General features: G+C 70.4%; 22 protein-coding genes. 14 read left to right on the top strand and 8 right to left on the bottom strand.

Going from position 1 to position 24,060, the window contains the following annotated elements; translation table 11 throughout:
* Window positions 1-188: 188 nt before the first annotated feature.
* On the bottom strand, window positions 189-1,097 hold the full coding sequence (locus AB7I40_RS09050) for a dimethylarginine dimethylaminohydrolase family protein (protein WP_428345639.1): 909 nt from the start codon (window positions 1,095-1,097) through the stop codon (window positions 189-191).
* A gap of 61 nt (window positions 1,098-1,158) precedes the next feature.
* Between AB7I40_RS09050 and AB7I40_RS09045 the strand changes: the two genes are divergently transcribed.
* Genes AB7I40_RS09045 through AB7I40_RS09020 form a run of 6 tightly spaced genes read left to right on the top strand, consistent with a single transcriptional unit; the run spans window position 1,159 to window position 5,766 of the window.
* Window positions 1,159-1,851 carry a GntR family transcriptional regulator gene (locus AB7I40_RS09045; protein ID WP_428345638.1) on the top strand — a complete coding sequence of 231 codons (693 nt, stop codon included), beginning with the start codon at window positions 1,159-1,161 and terminating at the stop codon, window positions 1,849-1,851.
* A gap of 39 nt (window positions 1,852-1,890) precedes the next feature.
* Window positions 1,891-2,265 carry a phage holin family protein gene (locus AB7I40_RS09040; protein WP_428345637.1) on the top strand — a complete coding sequence of 125 codons (375 nt, stop codon included), beginning with the start codon at window positions 1,891-1,893 and terminating at the stop codon, window positions 2,263-2,265.
* Window positions 2,265-2,753, top strand: a complete 489-nt coding sequence (locus AB7I40_RS09035; RefSeq protein ID WP_428345636.1) for a low molecular weight protein-tyrosine-phosphatase — start codon at window positions 2,265-2,267, stop codon at window positions 2,751-2,753. The genes AB7I40_RS09040 and AB7I40_RS09035 overlap by 1 nt, the downstream gene beginning before the upstream one ends.
* Window positions 2,750-3,604 (top strand): fructosamine kinase family protein, encoded by an 855-nt coding sequence (locus AB7I40_RS09030; RefSeq protein WP_428345635.1) that lies wholly within the window; start codon window positions 2,750-2,752, stop codon window positions 3,602-3,604. Before AB7I40_RS09035 ends, AB7I40_RS09030 begins: the two co-directional genes overlap by 4 nt.
* 45 nt (window positions 3,605-3,649) lie before the next feature.
* Window positions 3,650-4,372: a response regulator transcription factor gene (locus tag AB7I40_RS09025; RefSeq protein WP_428345634.1), complete on the top strand. Its 723-nt coding sequence runs from the start codon at window positions 3,650-3,652 to the stop codon at window positions 4,370-4,372.
* Entirely contained in the window at window positions 4,369-5,766 is a 1,398-nt protein-coding gene (locus tag AB7I40_RS09020; RefSeq protein ID WP_428345633.1) for a sensor histidine kinase, read from the top strand. The genes AB7I40_RS09025 and AB7I40_RS09020 overlap by 4 nt, the downstream gene beginning before the upstream one ends.
* Here AB7I40_RS09020 and AB7I40_RS09015 read toward each other — a convergent pair.
* From AB7I40_RS09015 to AB7I40_RS08985, 7 genes are all read right to left on the bottom strand, one after another.
* Window positions 5,735-7,009: an anthranilate synthase component I family protein gene (locus AB7I40_RS09015; protein ID WP_428345632.1), complete on the bottom strand. Its 1,275-nt coding sequence runs from the start codon at window positions 7,007-7,009 to the stop codon at window positions 5,735-5,737. The two genes, AB7I40_RS09020 and AB7I40_RS09015, sit on opposite strands and share 32 nt — an antisense overlap.
* The gene (locus AB7I40_RS09010) at window positions 7,006-7,611 is read right to left on the bottom strand and encodes an anthranilate synthase component II (protein ID WP_428345631.1); all 606 of its coding nucleotides are present in this window, start codon (window positions 7,609-7,611) and stop codon (window positions 7,006-7,008) included. The genes AB7I40_RS09015 and AB7I40_RS09010 overlap by 4 nt, the downstream gene beginning before the upstream one ends.
* 200 nt (window positions 7,612-7,811) lie before the next feature.
* Window positions 7,812-9,752 (bottom strand): anthranilate synthase family protein, encoded by a 1,941-nt coding sequence (locus AB7I40_RS09005; RefSeq protein ID WP_428345630.1) that lies wholly within the window; start codon window positions 9,750-9,752, stop codon window positions 7,812-7,814.
* 64 nt (window positions 9,753-9,816) lie between these two features.
* Window positions 9,817-12,030 (bottom strand): HelD family protein, encoded by a 2,214-nt coding sequence (locus AB7I40_RS09000; RefSeq protein ID WP_428347942.1) that lies wholly within the window; start codon window positions 12,028-12,030, stop codon window positions 9,817-9,819.
* A gap of 47 nt (window positions 12,031-12,077) precedes the next feature.
* Window positions 12,078-13,388, bottom strand: coding sequence for a hypothetical protein (locus tag AB7I40_RS08995; RefSeq protein ID WP_428345628.1), 1,311 nt, complete (start codon window positions 13,386-13,388; stop codon window positions 12,078-12,080).
* Window positions 13,385-13,945 carry a SigE family RNA polymerase sigma factor gene (locus AB7I40_RS08990; RefSeq protein WP_428345627.1) on the bottom strand — a complete coding sequence of 187 codons (561 nt, stop codon included), beginning with the start codon at window positions 13,943-13,945 and terminating at the stop codon, window positions 13,385-13,387. Before AB7I40_RS08990 ends, AB7I40_RS08995 begins: the two co-directional genes overlap by 4 nt.
* Window positions 13,946-13,981: 36 nt before the next feature.
* Window positions 13,982-14,740 carry an enoyl-CoA hydratase-related protein gene (locus AB7I40_RS08985; RefSeq protein ID WP_428345626.1) on the bottom strand — a complete coding sequence of 253 codons (759 nt, stop codon included), beginning with the start codon at window positions 14,738-14,740 and terminating at the stop codon, window positions 13,982-13,984.
* 60 nt (window positions 14,741-14,800) lie between these two features.
* Here AB7I40_RS08985 and AB7I40_RS08980 point away from each other — a divergent pair, with 60 nt between their 5' ends.
* The 8 genes from AB7I40_RS08980 (at window position 14,801) to AB7I40_RS08945 (ending at window position 24,057) form a co-directional block, all read left to right on the top strand.
* Window positions 14,801-16,318 carry a molybdopterin-dependent oxidoreductase gene (locus tag AB7I40_RS08980; RefSeq protein ID WP_428345625.1) on the top strand — a complete coding sequence of 506 codons (1,518 nt, stop codon included), beginning with the start codon at window positions 14,801-14,803 and terminating at the stop codon, window positions 16,316-16,318.
* 209 nt (window positions 16,319-16,527) lie between these two features.
* Window positions 16,528-17,187 carry a fasciclin domain-containing protein gene (locus tag AB7I40_RS08975; RefSeq protein ID WP_428345624.1) on the top strand — a complete coding sequence of 220 codons (660 nt, stop codon included), beginning with the start codon at window positions 16,528-16,530 and terminating at the stop codon, window positions 17,185-17,187.
* A gap of 17 nt (window positions 17,188-17,204) precedes the next feature.
* Complete coding sequence (sigK, locus tag AB7I40_RS08970; RefSeq protein ID WP_428345623.1) at window positions 17,205-17,801, top strand: ECF RNA polymerase sigma factor SigK; 597 nt, start codon at window positions 17,205-17,207, stop codon at window positions 17,799-17,801.
* On the top strand, window positions 17,798-18,556 hold the full coding sequence (locus AB7I40_RS08965; protein WP_428345622.1) for an anti-sigma factor: 759 nt from the start codon (window positions 17,798-17,800) through the stop codon (window positions 18,554-18,556). Before sigK ends, AB7I40_RS08965 begins: the two co-directional genes overlap by 4 nt.
* Window positions 18,553-20,685, top strand: a complete 2,133-nt coding sequence (locus AB7I40_RS08960) for an FAD-dependent oxidoreductase (protein ID WP_428345621.1) — start codon at window positions 18,553-18,555, stop codon at window positions 20,683-20,685. The genes AB7I40_RS08965 and AB7I40_RS08960 overlap by 4 nt, the downstream gene beginning before the upstream one ends.
* Window positions 20,685-21,989, top strand: coding sequence for a class I SAM-dependent methyltransferase (locus AB7I40_RS08955; protein ID WP_428345620.1), 1,305 nt, complete (start codon window positions 20,685-20,687; stop codon window positions 21,987-21,989). The genes AB7I40_RS08960 and AB7I40_RS08955 overlap by 1 nt, the downstream gene beginning before the upstream one ends.
* Window positions 21,986-23,296, top strand: a complete 1,311-nt coding sequence (locus tag AB7I40_RS08950; RefSeq protein WP_428345619.1) for a class I SAM-dependent methyltransferase — start codon at window positions 21,986-21,988, stop codon at window positions 23,294-23,296. Before AB7I40_RS08955 ends, AB7I40_RS08950 begins: the two co-directional genes overlap by 4 nt.
* Window positions 23,293-24,057, top strand: a complete 765-nt coding sequence (locus AB7I40_RS08945; RefSeq protein WP_428345618.1) for a DUF1295 domain-containing protein — start codon at window positions 23,293-23,295, stop codon at window positions 24,055-24,057. Before AB7I40_RS08950 ends, AB7I40_RS08945 begins: the two co-directional genes overlap by 4 nt.
* Window positions 24,058-24,060: the final 3 nt, after the last annotated feature.

Here is a 24,060-nt window from a genome sequence, read left to right as displayed (position 1 = left end):
TCTGCGGTCATTCGCAGGAAACTCTAAGTAAAGAACTTCGGACCCTGAGGGTCCGAACAGAGGTGGGCGGCGCGTCCGGAGTCCTCCCCCCAGCCCCGGCACGGCGCGCCTGCCAAAGAAAGAAGGCCGACCCGGCAGCCCCTGGCTGCCGGGTCGACTCTTTGCTGCAGACAACCCTTCAGGCGAGGTCAGGGCAGCACGACCTCCGGCACGAGCACGGCGGGCAGGTCTCGCCCGATGGTGATGTCGACCGGGTTGGTGAGGCAGCGGATGGAGCCGCCACCCTTGTGGAACTCGCTCACCTCGACCAGGACGATCTCGAAGCCCCACGCCTCCAGCCGCTCCCGCACCCGATCCGGGCAGGCCGGCATCAGGACCGTGCGCCCGATCACGATGGAGTTGGCACAGAAGGTCATCGCCTCCGCCTCACTCAGCACCAGAGGTTCCGGCACCAGGGCCAGCAGTGCGGCCGCGCTCGCCTCGTCGAACGCCGACGGGCACACCATGGCGCGCCGTTCATCCAAGGGACAGAAGGCCAGGTCGAGGTGGTACATGCCAGGGTGGGCGATCCGCACCCCCCGCACCCGGACACCGAGCTCGACCGCGAGCAGCTTGAGGCCCAGCTCCTCGGTCCGGGGACCGTAGCCGACCACCAGCGCGTCGCCCCAGGCGAACGCGTCGCCGGCTTCGAAGTGTGCCCCGACGCCGTCGCGGCCGACCCAGACGCTGCGGGCCCCGCGGTCCTCGAACCAGGGGTGCGTCGTGACGACCTCCTGGCGTCGCTCGGGATGACGCATGTGACTGAGGACCACCTGCGAGCGCGCCTGGGCATCGACCGTGACCAGTCCCAGGTTCATCGCGTAGACCATGTCGGGTGAGTCCGGGCGCTGTGCGATCACCTCGACCCGGCCGCCCGCTTCCTCGATGGCGGCCACGAGGGCCCCGAACTGATCGTGGGCGCGCTGCGGGTCGGGCTGGTCGCGTCGATCCATGAAGGGATTGATGACGTAGTCGATCCGGAAGTGGTCCGGGCGGACCATCACATAGTGCTTGCCCCACTCGAGCATCTCATCCTCTCTCGTCAGATTGTCGGACAATCAGACACGATGATTTTGCGGGTGAGTCGCCCAAAAGGCAAGAAACGACCACAATGGGGGCATGGCCGACGCGAACGGCTCGCCGTTCGAGCGGCTGAGCCTCGAGTACACCTCCACCGTCGACCGGGTCGCCGACGAGCTGCGCCGAGCGGTCTTCGAGGGCGAGGTCGGCTCCGGCACCCCGTTGCGCGAGGTCGCCCTCGCCGACTCCCTCGGCGTCTCCCGCTCCACCATCCGCGAGGCCCTCGGCCTGCTGGTCGCCGAGGGGATCGCCACCCGGATGCCCAACCGTGGCGTCGCGGTCACCACCCCCGACCCCGACTCGATCCGGGACGTGTGCCGGGCGCGCGCCGTCCTGGAGATCGAAGGGGTACGGCGCTGGGAGACCGCCTCCGAGGCGGCCCGCGACGCCCTGCACACCGCCCTGGTCGACTACACCGCGGCGGTCCGCGACGGGGCCTCCTACCAACGTCTCAACGAGAAGCACCTGGCCCTGCACCTGGCCCTGGTCGGCCTGATCGAGTCCCCCCGGCTCGTCGCGATGGCCGAGACCCTCTACGCCGAGCTGCGCCTGGCACTCGCCCAGATCGACCGGATCCGCCGCAACGCCCACGACCAGGCAGGCACCCATGGTCGGCTGCTCCGGCTGCTCGAGCGAGGCGACATCGAGGCCGCCGCCGCCGACATCGAGCAGCACCTGGCCGAGGCCGAGGTGGCCATCCTGGAGGCGCTGGCCCTACCGCCCGCGACCTGATCGCGACGCGAGGCTGGGCAGTGGCCCTAGGCTGGCCCTGTGCGATTCGTGACCTGGCTCCTGACCAACGCTGCGGCGATCGCCGTCGCGGCCTGGCTGCTCAACGGCATCACCCTCGAGGGCACGGACTGGCAGGACAAGATCGTGCCGCTCCTGCTGGTCGCGCTGATCCTGGGACTGGTGACGATGTTCGTGGAGCCGGTGGTCAAGCTCCTGTCGCTCCCGTTCATCATCCTGACCATCGGGCTGTTCCTCTTCGTGATCAACGCCCTGATGCTCTGGCTCACCTCGGCGATCGCCGACGGACTGGACATCGGATTCCAGGTCGACGGCTTCTGGGCGGCCCTGTGGGGATCGATCATCATCACGCTGGTCACGGGCTTCATCGACATCGCGGTCCTCGAGGATCGCTGATGGACCTGCCCACGCCACGGCATCCGGGGACCTACCGGATCGCGGTCGTGTGCCTGGGCAACATCTGTCGCTCTCCCATGGCCGAGGTGGTCCTCACCGCCCACCTGGAGCGGGCCGGCCTCGCGGACGCCGTCGTCGTGGACAGCTCGGGCACCGGTGGCTGGCACGTCGGCTCGCCGATGGACGAGCGGGCCGCCGGCATCCTGGGCGCCCAGGGGTACGACGCGAGCCGGCACCGCGCCGCTCGTTTCACCAGCAGCCGAGCCATGGAGCACGATCTCGTCCTGGCCATGGACGCCACCAACGAGGCCGACCTGCGCCGGCTCGGTGTCGAGGAGCGCCTGCGCCGGTTCCGTGACTTCGACCCCGAGGGGCCCGGCGACGTACCCGACCCCTACTACGGCGGCCACGACGGGTTCGCCGACGTGCTCGCGATGGTCGAGCGCACCTCGGACGCGCTCGTCACCGCACTCAAGGGCCTGCCGTGACCCGGCAACCGGCCCTGGCCCGACGCGCCGAGGAACTGCTGGGCTCCTCGGTGATCGCGACCGCCCCGGTGGCCGGCGGGGACATCTGCACCGCCAACCGACTGCGCCTCAACGACGGTCGCACCGTGCTGATGAAGACCCATCCCCACCCTCCGGACGGCTTCTTCGCCGCGGAGGCGCGGGGGCTGGAGTGGCTGCGGGTCGAGGGCGGCGCACCGGTCCCGGAGGTGCTGGCCACCGACCACGACTGCCTGATCCTGCCGTGGATCGAGCCCGGCAAGGTCACCAACGAGGCCGCCTCGGCCTTCGGCGCGGCCCTGGCGCGCACCCACGCCGACCGCCCCGCGGCGTACGGGCTGGCGACCGAGGGGTTCATCGGCCGCCTTCCCCTGCCCAACACCCCGGCTCCCACCTGGGCGGAGTTCTACGCGACCCGTCGGGTGCTGCCCTACCTCAAGCTGGCCACCGACCGCGGTCATCTCACCGCCACGGATGCGGCCTCGGTGGAACGCCTCATCGGCCGCTTCACCGATCTGCTCCCCGACGAGGGCCCCGCCCGCCTGCACGGCGACCTGTGGAACGGCAACGTCCTGTGGGGACACGATGCCCAGGTGTGGCTGATCGACCCCGCGGCGTACGCCGGTCACCGCGAGGTGGACCTCGCGATGCTCGCTCTCTTCGGCATGCCCAACCTGCCCCGGGTGCTGGAGGCCTATCAGGAGGCCGCGCCCCTCAGCGATGGCTGGGAGGACCGCGTCGGGCTGCATCAGTTGTTCCCCCTGTTGGTGCACGCGGCCATGTTCGGCGGCACCTACGGCTCGCGCGCCGCTGAGATCGCGGCGAGGTACTGACGCGATTCTCAGCACCGACTCAGGCGTCCCTGGCACAGTGGAGCGGTGAATGCTTCCCCGTCGGGCACCGCCAAGCCCCGCGTGCTGGTCGTCGACGACGACCGCGCCGTGCGTGAGTCGCTGCGCCGCTCCCTCGAGTTCAACGGTTATGACGTCGCACTGGCCGAGGACGGCGCCCAGGCGCTGGCCGGGATCGCGTCGAGCTCCGCGGCCAGCCACCCCGACGTCGTGATCATGGACGTGATGATGCCGCGCCTCGACGGCCTGGAGACAACCCGAGCCCTGCGTGCGGCCGGCAACGACGTCCCCATCCTGGTCCTGACCGCCCGCGACGCCGTCGGCGAGCGGGTGGAGGGCCTCGATGCCGGCGCCGACGACTACCTCACCAAGCCGTTCGCCCTGCAGGAGCTCCTGGCCCGCCTGCGGGCACTGCTTCGCCGCGTGGTCCCGCAGGAGGAGGACGCCGACGAGGTCCTGTCGTTCGCCGACCTGACCCTCGACCTGGCCTCCCGCGAGGTCCGCCGCGGCGGGCGGTCCATCGAGCTGACCCGCACCGAGTTCACCCTGCTCGAGATGTTCATGCGCCGCCCGCGACGGGTCCTGGAACGCTCCTTCATCCTGGAGGAGGTCTGGGGCTACGACTTCCCGACGACCGCCAACTCCCTGGAGGTCTACGTCGGCTACCTGCGCCGCAAGACCGAGGCCGAGGACGAGTCCCGCCTCCTGCACACCGTGCGAGGTGTCGGCTACGTCTTGAAGGAGTCATGACCACACCCTCCTGGTTCGGTCCGCGCTGGCACTACCGCCGCTCACTGGCCAGCCGGGTCACGCTGCTCACCACCATGGCGGTGGGCCTGTCGGTCGCGTTCGTCGCCCTGGGGGCCTACATCACGGTTCGGATGCAGACCCAGTCGACGCTGGACCAGTCGATGGTGGTGCGCGCTGAGACGGCTGCCAAGCAGAGCGCCTTCTCCATCGCCACCGAGACCGGTGAGGTCTTCAACGCCGCCGCCCTGGGCGCCAACGCCGGCGACGTACGCATCGTCCTCATCGGCAGCGACGGCCGGGCGCAGGGACTCGGCCCCGGACCCGAGATCCTGCCCGGCGCACCCGACCTCGCGGTCCTCGAGGGAAGGCAGGACCAGGCGATCCGCACGGTCTACGCCGACGGCAAGCACTACCGGGTCGTCACGGTGCCCACCGAGGACGGGGCGCTGATGCTGGCGCAGTCGCTGGCCTCGCAGGAGAAGGTCCTGGGCCGCCTGGGCCTGGTCATGCTGCTCTTCGGCCTCGTCGGCGTGATCGCCGCCGGACTCGCCGGCTGGGCGGTGGCCCGCAACGGACTGCGCCCGGTGCGTCACCTCACGGCCTCGGTGGAGGACATCGCCCGGACCGAGCACCTCACCGAGATCCCGATCGAGGGCGACGACGAGGTCGCCCGGCTGGCGGCTGCCTTCAACTCGCTCATCGCCAGTGTCGACGCCTCCCGCAACCGCCAACGCCAGCTGGTGGCCGACGCCGGGCACGAGCTGCGTACGCCGCTCACCTCGCTGCGCACCAACCTCGACCTGCTGGCGCAGGCCGACGGTGGCGGCGACGACACCGGTCGCCTGCCTGCAGAGGCCAGGACCGAGCTGCTCGACGACGTCCGCGCGCAGATCGAGGAGCTGACCACGCTGATCGGGGACCTGATCGAGCTGGCCCGCGAGGCACCCGCCGCGCCGGTGGTCGAGCCGCTCGACCTCGCCGAGGTGGTCGAGCGGGCCATCGCCCGGGTGCGGCTGCGGGCCCCGAGCGTGCGCTTCGAGACCCAGCTGGCCCGCTGGATGGTCCTCGGCGAGTCGTCCGCACTGGAGCGGGCCGTCACCAACCTGCTCGACAACGCCGCCAAGTGGAGCCCCCCAGGGGCGCCGGTGACGGTGCGGCTCAGCGACGGGGTGCTGTCGGTCGCCGACCAGGGTCCGGGCATCTCCGAGAAGGACCTGCCGCACATCTTCGACCGCTTCTACCGCTCCACGGAGTCCCGCGCGATGCCCGGTTCCGGGCTCGGCCTCTCGATCGTGCGCCAGGTCGCCGAGCGACACGGCGGCAGCACCCGCGCCACCAGCGGTCCCGACGGCGGCGCACTGGTCACGTTGAAGATCCCGGGAGCCTCGAGCTGACGCTCGGGTCCTCGAAGATCCGCAGCAGCCGCTCGGACTTCCAGCGCGACTCGGCGTACTCCTCATCGACGTCCGAGCGCACGGTGATGCCGCCCCCGGTCCCGAGGCGATAGCGCCAGCCGTCCACCGACGGCGTGGCCACCAGCGAACGGATCACCACCCCCAGGTCGGCGCGACCATCCCCGCAGATCCAGCCGAAGGCACCGGCATAGACCCCCCGAGGAGTCCCCTCGACGGCGTCGATGATGTGCATCGTGCGCAGCTTGGGGGCCCCGGTCATCGAGCCGGCCGGGAACAGCGAGCGCAGGGCACCGACCGTGGTGACGTCCTCGCGCAGCCGACCCCGGACCGTGGAGACCAGCTGGTGCACCGACTCGTAGGACTCCACCTGCATCAGCGCCGGCACCTCGACGGACCCCGGATCACACACGAGGGCGAGGTCGTTGCGCAGCAGGTCGACGATCATGAGGTTCTCGGAGCGGATCTTGGGGTCGCTGCGCAGGTGCTCGCGCAGCTCGGCGTCCTGCTCCGGGGTCGCACCGCGCGGCGTGGTGCCCTTGATCGGCTTGGTCTCGATCATCCGGTTGCGGTCGATCGCGGCGTAGCGCTCCGGGGACGAGCTGAGCAGGCGGGTGTGACCGTGCTGCAGGAAGCCGGCGTAGGGCGCCGGGTTGAGCTCACGCAACCGCAGGTAGGCCTCGACCGGGTCGAGGTCGCTCTCCACCTCGACGCGATAGGTCAGGTTCACCTCGTAGGAGTTGCCGGCCAGCAGCTCCTGCTGCACCCGCGCGAAGGCCTCGCGGTAGTCGTCCGGGGTGGTGATCGTCGTGCTCGCCCCGGGTGGGCGGGCCTGGCGCGGTACGTCGGGATGGTCGAAGACCTCGACGTGACGTGCCCGCATCCACACCGCGGTGGGCGCGAGGTCCTCGGTGTCGAGACCGGCGGGCAGGTCCGGTCGCGAGGCGTAGCCGAAGTAGCCGACCCAATGGACGTCGGAGCCGTCGCCCTCCATCTCGGTCTCCAGCACGTCGAAGATGTCGAAGATGTCGTTGCCGACGGCCACACTCGCGCCGCGCGCATGCCGGAACACCTTCCCGTCCACCAGCGTCAACGACACGTCGTCGTCGTCGAGCCAGCCGATCAGGGAGCGACGGCCCGACCACTCCAGGCCACCGCCGCCGTCCAGCCAGAAGCAACGGTCGTGCACGCCGGCCAACTGCCGGAACCTCTCCTCCGCACTCATCTGAGGAAGTTCGCCATCAACGCCTCGCCGTACTCCGACAGGATCGACTCAGGATGGAACTGGACGCCCTCCAGGGGTCGGCTGACGTGCCGGACCCCCATCACCGCCGGCGGTCCCTCCGGCAGCACGCCCGGGCAGGTCGCGGTCACCACCAGACTGTCGGGCAGCTCGATGGCCTGCAGGGAGTGGTAGCGCACCGCCTTGAAATCCTGCGGCAGGCCCCGGAAGACCCCCTTGCCGTCGTGGGTGATCAGCGCCAGCTCACCATGGGCGGGCACGTCGCGGCCCACGGTGCCGCCGTACGCCGTCACCAGGCCCTGCATGCCCAGGCAGACCCCGAGCACGGGGCGATCGCCCTCACGCAGGACGGTGGTGCCGACCGAGAAGTCCTGGGGCACCGCAGGATGGCCGGGACCCGGTGACAGCACGATGTGGTCGAAGCCGAGCAGGAACTCGGGGGTGGTCTCGTCGTGTTGGACGACGGTCGGCAGGACGCCGGTGACGGCCGCGACCAGGTGCACCAGGTTCCAGGTGTAGGAGTCGTAATGGTCCACCACCACCACGCGCGGCGTGACCTTCGACGAGACCTGGGCAGGGACCACCCGGCTCAACATACTGGGACAGCCCGCGAAACTCGCGCGTCTGGGCGAAATGGACTGCGGGCCGCCAGTGGCGGCCCGCAGGTCGATGAGAGCTCGAACTCCCCCGTCTCGAGTTCGTGCGTCACTTGCTATGACGTGACGTCGCCGGATTTGGTTGCCTGCTCGGACAACACATTTTCAGTCGAGTTTCCCCAGCCCGCTCAGGCCGGCCTGAGAAGGTCGGCCACCAGCCCGTGCAGCAGGTCGTACCCATGCTCGGTCAGGATCGACTCGGCGTGGAACTGGATGCCGCGGAAGTGCGGGCCGGTGAGCACGTGGATGTCCCCGGTGGCAGCGTCGACCTCGGCCGACAGGCCCGCGGGGAGACCTGCGCCGTCACCCTCGATCCTGCCCACGAACGTGTTGTAGAAGCCCACCCGTTCCGTGCGCCCCTCATAGGGGATCGGGGACTGGGTGCCCTGGAACACGATGTCCTTGAAGGCCAACCCGATCCCCAGCTGGTGACACAGCGTCTGGTGTCCCAGACACACAGCCAGGAACGGGCGCCCCTGGGCGAGGAGCTCGGCGACCGCTGCCCGGATCCGCACCATCTTCGCGTCGGTGTCGTCGCGAGGATCGCCCGGTCCCGGACCCACGATCACCAGGTCGAAGCCGTCGAGGGCCCCGGGCACGTAGTCCTCGTGACGCACGACCTCACTGCGCAGCCCGAGCACGCCGAGGACGTGGCGCAGCATGTTCACGAAGTCGTCCTCGCCGTCGAGGATCACCACCGACTTGCCGGCCAGGTGGGCGTCGGGTGGAGCGCCCGCCTGGTCGGTGAGCCAGAACCGGCTGAGCTTCTGGTTGCGCTCGTTCAGCGCCAGCAGGACGTCCTCGTCGCGCGTCAGCAGCGCCGTACCCTCCGCGGGGGCGGCTGCCTGGGCGACGAGGCCGAAGGCCGACAGGATCCCGCCGGCCTTCGCGCGGGTCTCGGCCACCTCGTAGGCCGCCTCGGAGTCGCGCACCAGGGTGGCGCCCGCGGTCACCTTCAACCGGCCGTCGAGGTCGACGTCGGCGGTGCGGATGACGATCGGGCTGTCGGCCGTGGGGGCACCGTCCGCGTCGCGGCCCAGCAGCGCCAGGGCCGCGCCGTAGTAGCCGCGACCCTCGGCCTCGTACTCCTTGATCAGCCGGCAGGCGTTCTCCACCGGGCTGCCGGTCACGGTGGCGGCGAACATCGTGTCGCGCAGGATCTCGCGCACATCGCGGTGGCTGCGTCCGGCCAGGAGGTACTCGGTGTGCACCAGGTGCGTCATCGGCTTGAGGAAGGGCCCGAGCACCTGGCCGCCCTCGTGGCAGATGTCGCACATCATCTTGAGCTCTTCGTCGACCACCATGAAGAGCTCGTAGATCTCCTTGGGGTCGCGCAGGAAGTCGAGCAGCTGCTGCTTGGTGCTGGGCCCGGCGCTCGTCTCGCCCGAGACCTTGGGGACCCGGAAGGTGCCCGAGATCGGGTTCATCCGGACGTCGCCGCCGCGCACGCTCACGTGCCGCTCGGGGCTGGCCCCGACCAGGTAGCGCTCACCGGTGAAGAACAGGAAGGTCCAGTAGGCGCCGCGCTCGCGGGCCAGCAGCCGCCGGAACACCGTCAGGGCCTTGTCGGCGTCCCAGTCGGCCACGACGGCCCGGTAGTGACGTCCCACGACCAGGTTGGCGCCCTCGCCGTTGCCGATCTCGTCGCGGATGATCGCCTCGACGACCTTCGCATAGTCCTCGTCGTCGCTCTCGAAGCCACCGCGGTCGGTGAACTCGACGGCCACATCGGGCAGGGCGCCCAGCACGTCCGGCAACGGGACCTCGAGCTCGGTGTCGATCTCGACCACCACGAGCGGAGTGCCGTCGTCGTGGGCCGCGAAGCCCCGCTCGGCCACCTGCCGGAACGGGATCGCCACGAGGCGGTCGAAGCGGCGCCCGGGCTCGGGGACACCGTCGGCCAGGGGTACGTCGAGCAGGCTGGCCACCTCGCTGCGTCGGCCACCGACGAAGGTCACCGTGTCGGAGTCCTGGAGCCGGATGACCGCCCACGCCTCGTGCCCCTGGATCGCCTCGATCGCGGTCCGGGCACTCGTCGGCCCACTGGAAGACGGGGACTGCTCGGTCATGCGCTCAACCCTAAACCGCGCCGACCTGTCGCAGATGTACGTCCCAAACCCATCGACCTGTCGCTCAGGTGAGCGTGGTGAGCAACTGGGTGGCGCGGGTGAGGACGACGTACAGGGTGGCGCGTCCGGTGACGGACTCGTCCTCGATCTCCTGGGGACGGACCACGACGATGGCGTCGAACTCCAGGCCCTTGGTGTCGAGCCCGGTCAGCACCACGAGGCGGTCCTCACCGGACGGCGCGACGGCCGAGTCGACGGCTGCCGCCGCCGAGGGGGCGTCGACGGCGAACTCGGGCCAGGAGGCCAGCCAGCCGTTGACCTCGGAACGACGCGCGACCGGTACGACGATGCCGACGGTGCCGGCGACCTCGCCCGCGACCCGGGCGACCTCGGCCCGTAGGGCGGCCTCCAGGTCGTCGACGTCGGTCACGATCCGGGGCGGGTTGCCGGTCGAGCGGACCGCTGTGGGCAGGTCGGCCTCCAGCCCCACCCGCGCGGCGTAGTCGGCGGCATGGGCGTAGATCTCAGAGGAGTTGCGGTAGTTGGTCGAGAGGTGGAACTCGTGCAGCGCCTTGCCCTCCAGGGCCTGCGCCCGAGCGGCCGAGGACTCCTCCGGCACCGGCCACGACGACTGGGCCGGGTCGCCCACGATCGTCCAGGAGGCGTTGCGCCCACGCCGCCCGACCATCCGCCACTGCATGGGGGTCAGGTCCTGGGCCTCGTCGATGAGGACGTGGGCGAACGGGTCGTCCTCGACCCGGTGGGTCGGCGGTGTCCAGGCACGCCCCGACGGGGCGTACTCCCGCTCCGAAGCCGTCGTGAGCTCCTGGAGGTCGACCCCGCCCTCGAGGACGGCCGGGATGTCGTCGCGGTCCTCCTGTGCCTGCTGGGGGATGTCACCGAGGGCGTAGCGCAACTCGTCGAGCAACGCGATGTCCTCGATCGAGAGGTCGCTGGAGGAGCCCCACGACTTGAGCAGCAGCCGCTGGTCCTCCGCAGACACCACGCCTTCGCCGACCCGGGCCAGGAAGTCGGGATCAGCGAGCCACGAGAAGACCTGCGGGGCGTCGAGCGGAGGCCACCAGGCCACCGCGAACTCGACGAAGTCCGCATCGGAAAGCATTTCGTCGTCGAACGCCTCGCGGCCCCGCTCGCGCCCACGCTCGCCGCGCACCTGTCGCCACATGGCATCCAGCAACGTGGAGGCGACCCGGGGCAGCTGACGGTTGCGGACGCCCTGCGCCAGCAGGGTGCGGCGCAGCCGGCCCAGGATGCCCCGGTCCAGGACGATGACCTCGTCGCGCCAGAACACCCGGAAGTGGTCCGGCCCGCCCGGGACACCCTGGCGAGCGGCGCGTCGCATCAGCTCCGCCATCCGGGCCGCACCCTTCACGTCGGCCACCCGAGGCTCGTCGTGACGCGTCGCACGCACCCCGTCGACCACCTCACCGAGCGAGCGCAGCGCGACCGCCGTCTCGCCGAGCGAGGGCAGCACCCGCTGGATGTAGCGCATGAAGACGCCCGAGGGCCCCACGATCAGGACGCCGCCGGACTCGTAGCGACGCCGGTCGGTGTAGAGCAGGTAGGCCGCACGGTGCAGCGCCACCACCGTCTTGCCGGTCCCCGGTCCGCCGGTGATCAGCGTCGCCCCCTTGGAGGGAGCCCGGATCGCCTTGTCCTGCTCGGCCTGGATCGTGGCCACGATCGAGTGCATGGAGCGATCGCGGGCCCGCGAGAGCTGCGCCATCAGGGCACCCTCGCCGATGATCGGGAGGTCGGTGTCGATGCTCGGGTCGAGGAGCTCGTCCTCCACCCCGGTCACCGAGGCGCCGACGCAACGCAGCACGCGGCGCCGTACGACGCGCTGCGGGTCGGCCGCGGTCGCCTGGTAGAACACCGCGGCGGCCGGGGCCCGCCAGTCGATCAGCAGGGAGTCGCGGTCGTCGTCGCGCAGGCCGATCCGGCCGATGTAGCGCGCCTCGGCATCGAACGTGGGGTCGAGATCGAGCCGACCGAACACCAGGCCCTCGTGGGCGGCGTCCAACTGGGCGATGCGTCGCGCTGCCTGGAAGACCATCGCGTCGCGCTCGACGAGGCCACCCTCGTGGCCCAGCCGCCCGCGCTGATGACCCTCGCGGGCCAGCTCCGCAGCGTTGGCAGCCGACTTCTGAAGCTGAACGTAGACCCGGTCCACGAAGGCCTGCTCGTGGGCGATCTCGCGCTCGGCGACTTCCTCGGACAATCGGTCCCCCGCTGATGGGCTGGCGTGCAATGGCAAGTCGACAACTCTACCCCGCAGCCTCGCCGTACCGGCGCCCGATGCCGTCATCCACGCCGATACAACGCCACACCCACCTCGCCGCGCGGCCCGAGGCGGACACCGTCGATGGCCACGGTGTGCTGGCCGCCCTCGAACATGCGCACGACACCGAGCCCTCCGCCGCTGTTCCTGGAAGCCACCTTGCCGTCCACGAAGGAAGGCACGGTGACCCGGAAGTTCCCCTTGCTCATGGTCTGGGCCAGGACGGGGCCGGGGTCGGCATCGACGTCCAGCGCGGCCGGACCCAGCGTCGCAACCAGTGACGTCGAGTCGAACCAGGTCCACAGGTGACCGTCGTACTCCACCTGGGCCGGCAGGTCCCACCCGGCCACCACAGCCACCGTAGGGGCGACCTCGTAGAACGCCGCTCCGAGATGGACGCCCGGGGCGCTGACGGCCTCCGGAGAGGGGTCGTCGCGGCCCGACTCCCGTGTCACCCAGATCCGGGCGGTCACCGGGTCGCCGGGCCGGACCCGGTCACCCTTCCGGTCCGCGATGCCTCCGGTGAACGTCGAGTAGCCACTGCCACCGTCGAGCGGCGTCGAACCGGAGCACTGGCCGAACGTCACCAGAGCACCATTGATCTCGACGTTGACCTGGAACTTGTCGCTCAGTCCGGAGCAGACCTCGGACATCCGCAGGTCGCGCTGTGGCATCGCGAACCGCACCGTCAGGTCGTTCTGGCCACGGTCGCCGATGGCGGCCTCGAGCAGGCGGTCGCCGGCGACGTCCGCCCGGAACGTGGTGCCGTCCTTGGTCACCCCGGGCGCCGGAGCCGACAGCGTGTAGACGGCCAGGCCCACCTGGCCGGGACCGGTCGCGCGGAGCACGCCCGAGACGCCCGGTGGGATCTCGTGGAAGTCCGCGAAGTCCTCGGCCCCCAGCTCGACGGTGTCCGGGGACGAGCCGTCGCCATCGAGATCGCCCGGGTCCCTGCCCTGGAGGGAACCGGTGTCGGAGGCCCACGCATAGAGACGGGGCTGGTCGGACGGCGAGAGCCGCACGACGGCCTCACCGCGCCCCTGGTCACCGTCCGCGAACGTGTAGGTGTAGCCCAGGGACTGCAGGGTCTTGGGTGCCGTGTGGCCAGCAAGGTCACGGCTGGCCGGTGCGGCCTCGGGGTCACGCGGCAGGAAGGTGACCACTCCGGCGACGGCGACCACCACGGCAGCGGCGCCGGCCATGGCGGCGCGGCGGCGCCGGCGTACGCCGCGGATGCGGCCCTGCACCTGACTGAGCCGATCACCGGTGGGGATCGTCTCGATGTCGTGTGCGTGCTCCTCCAGGACGCTGCGCAGATCGGTAGGGGTGCTCATCGGGACTCCTCCCCGGTGTGGGTGAGCAGGGCCGGATCGATGCGCAGGTGCGCCATGGCCTTGCTGGTCTGGGATTTCACGGTGCCGACCGAGCAACCCAGGGTGCGGGCGGTCTCGGCCTCGGTCAGGTCCTCGAAGTAGCGCAGCACGATGACCGCACGTTGGCGGCGCGGCAGCCGGGCCAGCGCGGACCACAGGTCCTGGCCGCTCGCAGCACCGTCGGTGAAGTCGCTGCCGGTCCGGTCGGGGAGCTCCTCGGTGGGATGCTCACCGTTCCACTTGCGCCGCCACCAGCTCGCATAGGTGTTGACCAGGATCCGTCGTACGTAGGCCTCCGGGTTGCCGTCGATGCGCGACCAGGCGAACCAGGCCCTCGTCAACGACGTCTGGAGGAGGTCCTCGGCGAGCGCATGGTCGTGGGTGAGCAGGTACGCCGTGCGCAGCAGTCCGCTGGACCGGGCGGCGACGAACTCCTCGAACCCGACCGTGCTCGTCACGCGACCTCCCGGATCGGCCCCCTTGTCGGCCCCATGGTCGCGGAGCGTCGTGGCTGTCATGCACGGTAGTACCGGGTCGCGCCCCCGGAAGGTTGCCTACTTCCTCCGATTGAGGAAAGCCACCATGGCCTCACGGGCCTCCTCGGAACCGAACAGGCGGGCACTGAGCTGGGCGAGGTCCGCACCCTGGGCATCGATCCGGGTCACCAGGTCCCGGGCCAGCAACGACTTGGTCTCGCGCAGTCCCTGCGGGTGGCCCTTGACGAGGTGGGAGCAGGCCGCGTCGACAGCCGCGTCCAGGTCGGCCTCCGGCACCGCCATGGTGACCAGGCCCATCGCCGCGGCCCGGGCCCCGTCGAAGGTCTCGCCGGTCAGGAAGGTCAGGGCCGCCGACCGGTCGGTCATCCGCGGCAGCACGGTCAGGCTGATCGCCGCCGGGGTGAGCGCGAGCCGCACCTCGGTGAACGCATAGCTCGCGTCGTCCGCGCTGATCGCGATGTCACTGGCCGCGACCACGCCGATCCCGCCCGCCCGCACCGCGCCGTGCAGCCGGGTCACCACGGGCTTGGGGAAGGTGACGAGGCGCCGTTGCAGGTCGACCAGCACCCCCGCCGCCTTCTCCATGCCCTCACTGGCCGCCTCCGACAGGTCGGCGCCTGAGCAGAACGCCGGACCGGCCGCCCGGATGACCACCACCCGGACGTCGTCGTCGTCCTGCGCCCGCTGCAGCCCGTCGTACAGCTCGGAGACCAGCTGGCGACTCAGCGCGTTGCGGTTGCGCGGCGAATCCAGGGTCAGGGTGGCGCGGGCAGGGGTCGTGTCCGTCGGGCCGTCGTACCTCACAAGAGCGGTCATGAGGACATGTCTACCGCTCCGCGCGGCAATCCGCAGCGGGCTCCGCTCCGAACACCTCCCATGCGCACCAGACTGCTCCACGCCCTGTACGGCCTCGTCGCCACCGTCACGGGCATGGCCGCCGCACATCTGGTGGCCGCCCTCCTCAACCCGGCCTCCTCGCCAGTCCTGGCCGTCGGCTCGCAGGTGATCGACCTGACGCCCACCCCGGTCAAGGAGTGGGCAGTGCGCCACTTCGGCACCAACGACAAGCCGATCCTGATCGGCTCCGTGCTGGTCGCCACCCTGCTGCTCTCGGCCGTCGCCGGGCTGCTGGCCAGGCGCCGTTTCGCCCTGGGCGCGGGACTGCTGGTCCTCCTGGTGGCCCTCGCCGGAGCCGCTGCGCTCAACCGGCCCACCGCCTCGTTCACCGACGCGCTCCCGGCCGTCGTCGCCGGCCTCGTGGGCGTGCTCGTGCTCGGCGTCCTGTGCCGGATGGCGCGACCCGACGCCGCTCCCGACACCTCGGCCGACCCGGCCACCGGCACGACCCGGCGTCCGTTGCTCCTCGCCACCGCTCTGGGCGCCGTGGGCGCCGCCATGGGTGGCACCGGGCAGTGGCTGATCAACCTGAAGGCCCGCCCCGAGGACGTCGCCATCCCCACGGCCACCGACCCGGCCCCGGCCTTCCCGCGTGGCCTCGAGACCCGGATCCAGGGGATCAGCTCGCTGCGCACACCGAACGACTCCTTCTACCGGATCGACACCTCGCTGATCACGCCGAGTGTCAGCGTCGACGGGTGGACCCTGACGATCGACGGTGATGTCGACAAAGAGCTCGAGTTCACCTTCGAGGAACTGGCTGCGATGCCGCTGATCGAACGCGACATCACGCTGACGTGCGTCTCCAACGAGGTGGGCGGGCCGTACGTCGGCGGTGCCCGCTGGCTCGGCGTACGCCTGACCGACCTGCTGGACCAGGCAGGCGTGGGCAGCAAGGCCGACCAGATCCTGTCCACGGCGTACGACGGCTTCACCATCAGCACTCCCCTGGAGGTCGCCACCGACGGGCGCGACGCCATGGTCGCGATCGCCATGAACGGCGAGGCCCTGCCTCGGGCCCACGGCTTCCCCGTCCGGCTGATCACACCGGGCATCTACGGCTTCGTGGGCTCCACCAAGTGGCTCTCGAAGCTCACGCTGACGACCTACGCCGAGCAGCAGTCCTACTGGACCGAGCGGGACTGGGCCACCGACGCCCCCATCAAGGTGGAGAGCCGGATCGACACCCCCAAGGGCCTGTCGACCATCAAACCCGGCATGACCGCCATCGGGGGTGTGGCCTGGGCGCAGCAGCGCGGGATCGGGAAGATCGAGGTCCGCATCGACGGAGGCGCCTGGCAGGAGGCCAAGCTCGGCCCCGAGGTCAACCTGGACTACTGGCGCCAGTGGTACCTCCCCTGGGAGGCCAAGACCGGCTCGCACCAGCTCGCCGTACGCGCCACCACGAAGGACGGCGAGACTCAGACCGCCGCTCGCGTCACTGTCTTCCCCGACGGCGCCACCGGCATCCAGGAGATCGTCGTCAACGTGTCCTGATCCCCCACCCCTCCCTACCTTTCGATAGTCCAGAACGTTCGGCACCCTCGTACGGCGAGTCTCGGTGCCGAACGTTCTGGACTATCCGGGTTTTGGGGGGGACGCAGGGGAGGAAGAAGTTTTGGGAAGTTTCCAATCCGGTTCCCGAGCAGCACCGAATGCCTAGTGTCCGGCCGCTCCTGGCCTTCCACAGAGATAAAGGAACCATCATGCGAACGAACACCCTGCGCCGCACGGCAGCCGCCGGCTCGATCCTCGCCCTCTCCCTCACGATGGCCGCCTGTGGCGGCAGCAGCGAGGGCGACTCCACCCCCGCAGCCGCAGAGGAGAGCACCTCGGCCCCGGCCACGCCGGATGCCAGTGAGTCCACCCCGGCCGAGACCACCAACGCCGGCGACCAGACCTTCGGTGAGGGCTGCGCGGCCGTCCCGGCCGACGGCGCGGGCAGCTTCAACGGCATGGCCACCGCCCCGGTCGCCTCCGCCGCCAGCGCCAACCCGCTGCTCTCCACCCTGGTCACCGCGGTCACCAAGGCCGGCCTGGTCGACACCCTGAACTCGCAGGAGGCCCTGACCGTGTTCGCGCCGACCAACGACGCGTTCGCCAAGCTTCCGCCGAAGACCCTGAAGGCCGTCCTGGCCGACAAGGCGCTGCTCACCAAGATCCTGACCCACCACGTCATCGCCGGGCAGCTCACGCCCGAGCAGCTGGCCGGCCCGCACGAGACCCTCGCTGGCGACATGCTCAAGGTCAAGGGTTCGGGCGAGTCCTTCAAGGTGGTCCCGGACAAGGCATCCGTCATCTGCGGCAACGTGCCCACAGCCAACGCGACGGTCTACATCATCGACACCGTCCTCATGCCCTCCTGACCCACATAATGGAGCTTGTGAAGACACCCAGACCCGGCAAATCGGACGATCCGTCGCCCGATGGCCGTGACGTCGCCCTGGCCGACCTGCTCAGCAGATCGGCCAGGGGGGACGAGGCAGCATTCGCCACGCTCTACGACGCCACGGCCGCCCGGGTCTACGGGCTGGTCCTCCGGGTCGTTCGCGATCCGGCCCAGGCCGAGGAAGTGACCCAGGAGTGCTTCCTGGACATCTGGCGCACAGCAAGCAGGTTCGACCCCGATCGAGGCAGCGCCATCTCGTGGCTGCTGACCATCGCGCACCGCAAGGGCGTGGATCGGGTCCGCTCAGCAGAAGCGGCCACCCGCCGTGACACGACCTACCACCGCAGCTCCGGTGCCGTCCCCCACGACGAGACCGCCGAGGCCGCAACCAGTTCACTCGAGGCCAAGCGCGTGCGCTCGGCCCTCACCACCCTCACGGCGGTCCAGCGCGACGCGATCGAGCTGGCCTACTTCGGGGGCTACACACATACAGAGGTGGCGACGATGCTCGACCTACCTGTCGGCACCGCCAAGACCCGGATCCGCGATGGGCTGATCCGACTACGAGACGCGATGGGAGTGGGCTCATGAACAACGACAACCGAGACCTGACCCCGGACATTCACGCCCTCTCCGGCGCCTATGCCCTCGATGCCCTCGACGACATCGAGCGCGCTCGCTTCGAAGCCCACCTTGCCGAGTGCTCCGTGTGCCGCGAAGAGGTGGCGAGCCTGACCGAGGCAGCCGGCCTGCTCGGTGCGAGCTCCGAGCTGACGCCGCCCCCCGCCCTGCGTGACGCGGTGCTCGGCAACATCACCCGGATCCGTCCGCTGCCCCCGCAACCGGCACGACCGGTCGTCACCGACGATCTGGCCCAGCACCGCCAGGCTCGCCGCCGCCGGTTCCCGCAGCTGGTGGCCGCAGCGGCCGCCGTCGTGGCGCTCGGAGTCGGCGCCACCGTGTGGCACCCCTGGAACGACGACTCCAGCCAGACCATCTCGGTCGCCGACCAGGTGTTGAGCGCTCCCGACGCCACCAAGGTCACCCACGAGATCGACGGTGCCTCGGCCACCCTGGTGACCTCCAAGTCGCTGGGCAAGGCCGTCCTGGTCGCCAAGGACATGCCGGCCGCACCGAGTGGCAAGGTCTACGAGCTCTGGTTCCAGAACGCCCAGGGCAAGGTCACCTCCGCCGGCCTCATGACCGGTTCGGGAGACCAGACCGTCGTCCTCCAGGGCGACGCCTCCCAGGCGGTGTGGGCCGGGATCACGGTCGAGCCCGAGGGTGGCTCCGACGCCCCCACGATGCCCACCATCGCCGCCTTCGACTTCCAGGACCTGGCGTGAACGCTCACCGCAAGAGGCACGTCGCCGTCGTCGGAAGTGGCGTGGCCGGCCTCACCGCCGCCTACGTGGTCGCGAAGTCGGCCCACGTCACGCTCTTCGAGGCCGACGAGCGCCTGGGTGGCCATGCTGACACCCACGACGTCACCGGTCCCGACGGTCGCCTTGCCATCGACACCGGCTTCATCGTGCACAACGAGCGCACCTACCCGACCCTGCTGAGGATGTTCGCCGAGCTCGGCGTCGCGACCCAGGACTCCGAGATGTCGATGTCGATCAGCGACCGCGGCACCGGGCTGGAATGGGCCGGCGCCCTGGGCCTCAAAGGGGTCTTCCCGACCTGGCGTACGTCGAGGACCCCGGCGTACCTGCGGATGCTTCCGGAGATCCCGCGGTTCCACCGTGAGGCGCGGAAGGTGATCTCGACAAGCTCGATCACTGAGGACCGCGACGTGACGCTGCGCGAGTTCCTCGAGGCCGGCGGCTTCTCGGACTATTTCGCCCACCACTTCATGGAACCGCTGGTGGCCGCGGTCTGGTCGTGCGACCCGGCGCTGGCGCTGGACTACCCCGCGCGCTACCTGTTCTCGTTCCTCGATCACCATGGCATGCTCTCGATCTTCGGCTCGCCGACCTGGCGCACCGTGACCGGTGGCTCCCGCGAATACGTCCGTCGCGTCGCGGCCGGTCTGCCCGACGTACGCCTCGGCACCAAGGTCACCACCGTCACCGAGCTCGCAGACGGCGTGGAACTGACCGACGGCAACGGCCAGGTGACCTCGTACGACGCCGTGGTGATCGCCACCCACCCGGCCCAGGCCCTCAGCATGCTCAGCACCCCCTCGGACCTTCAGCGCGAGGTCCTGTCGGCCATCACCTACTCACCCAACGTCGCACAGCTGCACACCGACACCTCGCTGCTGCCACGAGCCAAGCGCGCCTGGGCGTCATGGAACTTCCAGCGGCCCGCCGCGAACGACGGGCTCATCGTCACCTACGACCTCACCCGCCTGCAGCGACTCCCCACCGAGACCCACTACCTGGTGACCCTCGGCGGCACCGACCTCGTGGATCCCGCCTCGGTCATCGAGACGATGCACTACGAGCACCCGCTCTACACCCCGGCCTCGGTGGCGGCCCAGCAGCGACTCGGCGAGATCGCCACCGACCGAGTGACCTTCGCCGGCGCGTGGCACGGCTGGGGCTTCCACGAGGACGGTGCCCGCTCCGGGCTCACGGCCGCCGAGCGCCTGGGGTTCGAGTGGGTGAGTGATCTCGACAAGCTCGATCACCGAAACACGCTCGATCACGGAAGCTCACTCGATCACCGAAACACGCTCGATCACGGAAGCTCACTCGATCACCGAAACACGCTCGATCAGGGAAGCTCACTCGATCACCGAAACACGCTCGATCACGGGAACTCACATCAGGCCCCTCGCGTCTACGACACGACGATCCGCCATACGCGGCGTACCCCGTGGAAGCGCGCGTTCACGCACCGCTCGCGGACCTGGCTGGTCGACCTCGACCACCTTCCCGACCACGGGATCCTCGGCCGGTTCGAGGCTCGTGACCACCTCGGGGACCCGGCGGCGAGCCTGCGCGGCAACCTCGAGACGTTCCTGGCCGCGCACGACATCGCGATCCCAGGCGGGCAGATCCTCATGGCCGCCAACGCGCGGGCCCTGGGGCACTCCTTCAATCCGATCAGCGTGTTCTGGTGTCACGATGCCAGCGGCGCCCTGGCCGCCACCGTGGTGGAGGTGCACAACACCTACGGCGACCGGCATGCCTACCTCGTCCACCCCGACGAGCAGGGGCGCGCCTCGACACCCAAGTCGATGTACGTCTCCCCGTTCCACGGGACCGACGGCACCTACGAGCTCGCCGTACCCGTGCCCGGCAACCGAACTGCGGACCGACTCCAGATCGCGGTCACCCTGCACACCGACGACGGGGCCGTGTTCAGCGCCTCGCTCAGCGGGGTGCCCACCCGGTCCGGTCCGCTGCGCGCGGCACCCGCGGCCTTGAAGGGCTCCGTGCTGATCCGTCTGCACGGCGTCTGGCTGTGGGCCCGTCGACTCCCCATCCGTCCTCGCCCCCGTCACGCACCCCAGGAAGGCGTCTGATGACTCTCGCCCCCAGCCGGCCGTCGCACACAGACTGGCCCGGTCTCCACGTCATTCCCTCCGGGCCCCGAGCGCGCGTGTTCGCGCGGCTCTCGCGCCCGATCTTCCGCACCGCCCTGCGGCGGCTGCCGGTCACCGTCAAGGTCGGCGACGGCCCCGGGGCCGAGACCATCGGCGCCGGTGGACCGCTGATGACCATCCACCGCCCCGACGAGTTCTTCGCCCGGGTCGGCAGCCAGGGGCTGATCGGGTTCGGCGAGGCCTACCTCACCGGAGCCTGGGACGCCGAGGACCTCGCCGGCTTCCTGACAGTGCTCGCCGCCGACCTCCCCAACCTGGTCCCCGAACGCCTGCAGCGACTGCGTGCGGCGTACGTCGCCCGGCCTCCGCGACACCAGCAGAACACCGTGGACAACACCCGCGACAACATCGCTCACCACTACGACCTGTCCAACGACCTGTTCAGCACGTTCCTCGACCCGACGCTCAGCTATTCGGCCGCGCTGTTCGAGTCCACGATCGGGCCCGACAGCGACCACGTGGGAGACCACCTGGTCGCCGGCCCGCCCAGCACCAGCGGCGACTTCGCGACCGCCCAGGTCCGCAAGATCGAGCGACTGCTCGACGAGGCCCACGTCGGCGAGGGCACCCGGGTGCTGGAGATCGGCACCGGCTGGGGAGAGCTGGCTATCCTGGCCGCCCGCCGAGGCGCCGTGGTGCGCTCGGTGACGTTGTCGAGCGAACAGCAGGAGCTGGCTCGCGAGCGGATCGCCGCAGCCGGCTTCGCCGACCAGGTGCAGGTCGACCTGTGCGACTACCGCCTGGTCACCGGAGAGTACGACGCGGTGCTGTCGGTGGAGATGATCGAGGCCGTGGGCCACGAGTACTGGGGCACCTACTTCGCCACCATCGACCGGCTGCTCGCGCCCGGTGGTCGGGTCGCCATCCAGGCGATCACCATGCCCCACGACCGGATGCTGGCCACCCGCCGGACCTACACCTGGATCAACAAGTACATCTTCCCCGGCGGGTTCCTGCCCTCGGTGCAGGTGCTCGACGAGATCACCCGCAACGAGACGACCCTGCGACTGGGTTGCCGACTGTCGATGGGCCTGCACTACGCCGAGACGCTGAAGCGGTGGGACGAGGCCTTCCTGGCGGCTTCCGACCGGGTCCAGGAGCTCGGGTTCGACCGCACCTTCCTGCGGATGTGGCACTTCTACCTCGACTACTCCCGCGCCGGTTTCGCCTCGGGCTACCTCGACGTCAACCAGCTCACGTTCGCTCGGGAGGACGTGCGGTGAGTCCGGCATCCGCAGCTGTCGCTCCGCGCCTCGCGGACGCCTTTGCACCCTTCACCGGAGGGGAGCTGCCGGTCCGCCTCATCGCCTGGGACGGCTCGACCGCGGGCCCGGTCGACGCCCCGACGGTCGAGCTGCGCAGCCCCGAGGCACTGCGCCGACTGCTCTGGCAGCCCGGTGAGCTCGGGGCCGCCCAGGCCTACGTCCTCGGCGAGCTCGAGGTCGAGGGCGACCTCGACGCCAGCCTGACCCGGGTGCGTGAGTCACTGACCGCACGCGGCGTCCGCGGGCTCAGGCTGTCACCGGCCGCCATCGCGGCCGCGCTGCGCACGGTGGGCTCCCTCGGGGCGCTCAAGCTCCCGCCACCCCCTCCACGGAGCCAGGCACGGGTGCCCCGCGGCCTGCGCGGCCGGCTCCACCAGCACGCCCGGGACAAGTGGGCGATCAGCCACCACTACGACCTGTCCAACGAGTTCTACGCCCTGATCCTCGATGAGGCGATGGCCTACTCGTGCGCCTACTTCACCTCCGACGACCCGGCCTACACCCTGGAGGACGCGCAGCGCGACAAGCTGTCGATGGTCTGCCGCAAGGTCGGCCTGCAGCCCGGCATGAGCTTCCTCGACATCGGCTGTGGGTGGGGCTCGCTCTCACTGCACGCCGCCGAGCACTTCGGTGCCCAGGTCACCGGGATCACCATCTCCGCGGAGCAGAAGAAGTTCATCGACGGCCGGATCAAGGCCAGAGGGCTCCAGGACCGGGTCGAGATCCGGTTGATGGACTACCGGGACCTGGTCGGCTCGACAGGCTCGAGCGCAGTGTGGGACGCCGTCGCGTCGTTGGAGATGGGTGAGCACGTCGGCGAGTCGAACTACCCGACGTACGCCGAGGTGCTGCGCGCCTCGGTGCGCCCCGGTGGCCGGGTGCTCATCCAGCAGATGTCGCGCGCCGGACGCCGAGGGGGCAAGCACCCGGGGGGTGGCCCGTTCATCGAGAGCTTCATCGCCCCCGACATGCACATGCGCCCGGTGGGAGAGACGGTCGCCCACCTCGAGCTCGGAGGGCTCGAGGTGCGTGACGTGCACGCGCTGCGCGAGCACTACGTGCGCACCGTCGAGGCCTGGCTGGAGCGCTTCGAGGCGCATCTGGAGCCGCTCACCGCCCTGGTCGGCGAGGAGGTCGTGCGGGTGTGGAGGCTCTACCTGGTCGGGGGCGCCATGGCGTTCCGCGACGGCCGGATGGGCGTCGACCAGATCCTGGCGGTGCGCCCGGGCGCGCCGCACACCCTGCCTGGGGTGCGTGACTGGTGAGCTTGGCCGCTGTCAGCGCCCTGGCGCTGCTGACCGCCGCGCTGCTGATGCTCGCCACGGCCATCATCGCCCGCCGCGTCGGCCGGATCGCGGTCGTCGACGTCACGTGGGGGCTCGGGTTCGTGGTCATCGCGCTGGTCTGCGCCGTCGCGGGCGTCGGCGATCGGCGCTGGTTGCTGCTGGCCCTGGTCGCGGTGTGGGGACTTCGCCTGGCCTGGCACATCCGCAAGCGGGCCGTCGGCCACGGTGAGGACCCGCGTTACGCCGAGCTGATCGGGGACGACGGGTTCGCTGTCGCGATCCGCAAGGTCTTCGTGGTCCAGGGCCTCGCCCTCTGGTTCATCTCGCTGCCGCTCCAGGTCGGCGCCACGGTGGCGGTCGCGTGGTGGCCCCTGGTGTGGGTCGGCCTCGCGGTGTCGGTCGTCGGCATCGGTTTCGAGACCATCGGCGACGCCCAGCTCGCGGCGTACAAGAAGGACCCGCACCGTCCCCAGGTGATGGATCAGGGCCTGTGGCGCTACACCCGCCACCCCAACTACTTCGGCGATGCGTGCGTCTGGTGGGGGCTGTGGCTGGCCGGTGGGCTGGCCTCCGGCTGGCTGCCCGGGCTGCTGACCGTGCTCGCCCCCGTGGGCATGACCTACTTCCTCGTGTTCGCCACGGGCGCCCGGCTGCTGGAGCGCACCATGATGCAACGCCCCGGCTACCCCGAGTACGCCGAGCGCACCTCGATGTTCGTGCCGCTCCCGCCGCGCCGCTGAACG

Origin of the sequence: Nocardioides sp., assembly GCF_050246775.1 — a bacterium.
GTDB lineage: Bacteria > Actinomycetota > Actinomycetes > Propionibacteriales > Nocardioidaceae > Nocardioides.
This window is presented reverse-complemented; position numbering and strand designations above follow the sequence as displayed.

Bases quoted from the DNA above. Each gene is read 5' to 3' on its own strand.
- AB7I40_RS08990 (WP_428345627.1), bottom strand. From the start codon at position 13,945: ATGACAGCCACGACGCTCCGCGACCATGGGGCCGACAAGGGGGCCGAT.
- AB7I40_RS09015 (WP_428345632.1), bottom strand. From the start codon at position 7,009: ATGAGTGCGGAGGAGAGGTTCCGGCAGTTGGCCGGCGTGCACGACCGT.
- AB7I40_RS09035 (WP_428345636.1), top strand. From the start codon at position 2,265: ATGGACCTGCCCACGCCACGGCATCCGGGGACCTACCGGATCGCGGTC.
- AB7I40_RS08985 (WP_428345626.1), bottom strand. From the start codon at position 14,740: ATGACCGCTCTTGTGAGGTACGACGGCCCGACGGACACGACCCCTGCC.
- AB7I40_RS08965 (WP_428345622.1), top strand. From the start codon at position 17,798: ATGAACAACGACAACCGAGACCTGACCCCGGACATTCACGCCCTCTCC.
- AB7I40_RS09020 (WP_428345633.1), top strand. From the start codon at position 4,369: ATGACCACACCCTCCTGGTTCGGTCCGCGCTGGCACTACCGCCGCTCA.
- AB7I40_RS09005 (WP_428345630.1), bottom strand. From the start codon at position 9,752: ATGACCGAGCAGTCCCCGTCTTCCAGTGGGCCGACGAGTGCCCGGACC.
- AB7I40_RS08955 (WP_428345620.1), top strand. From the start codon at position 20,685: ATGACTCTCGCCCCCAGCCGGCCGTCGCACACAGACTGGCCCGGTCTC.
- AB7I40_RS09045 (WP_428345638.1), top strand. From the start codon at position 1,159: ATGGCCGACGCGAACGGCTCGCCGTTCGAGCGGCTGAGCCTCGAGTAC.
- AB7I40_RS08995 (WP_428345628.1), bottom strand. From the start codon at position 13,388: ATGAGCACCCCTACCGATCTGCGCAGCGTCCTGGAGGAGCACGCACAC.
- AB7I40_RS08980 (WP_428345625.1), top strand. From the start codon at position 14,801: ATGCGCACCAGACTGCTCCACGCCCTGTACGGCCTCGTCGCCACCGTC.
- AB7I40_RS08975 (WP_428345624.1), top strand. From the start codon at position 16,528: ATGCGAACGAACACCCTGCGCCGCACGGCAGCCGCCGGCTCGATCCTC.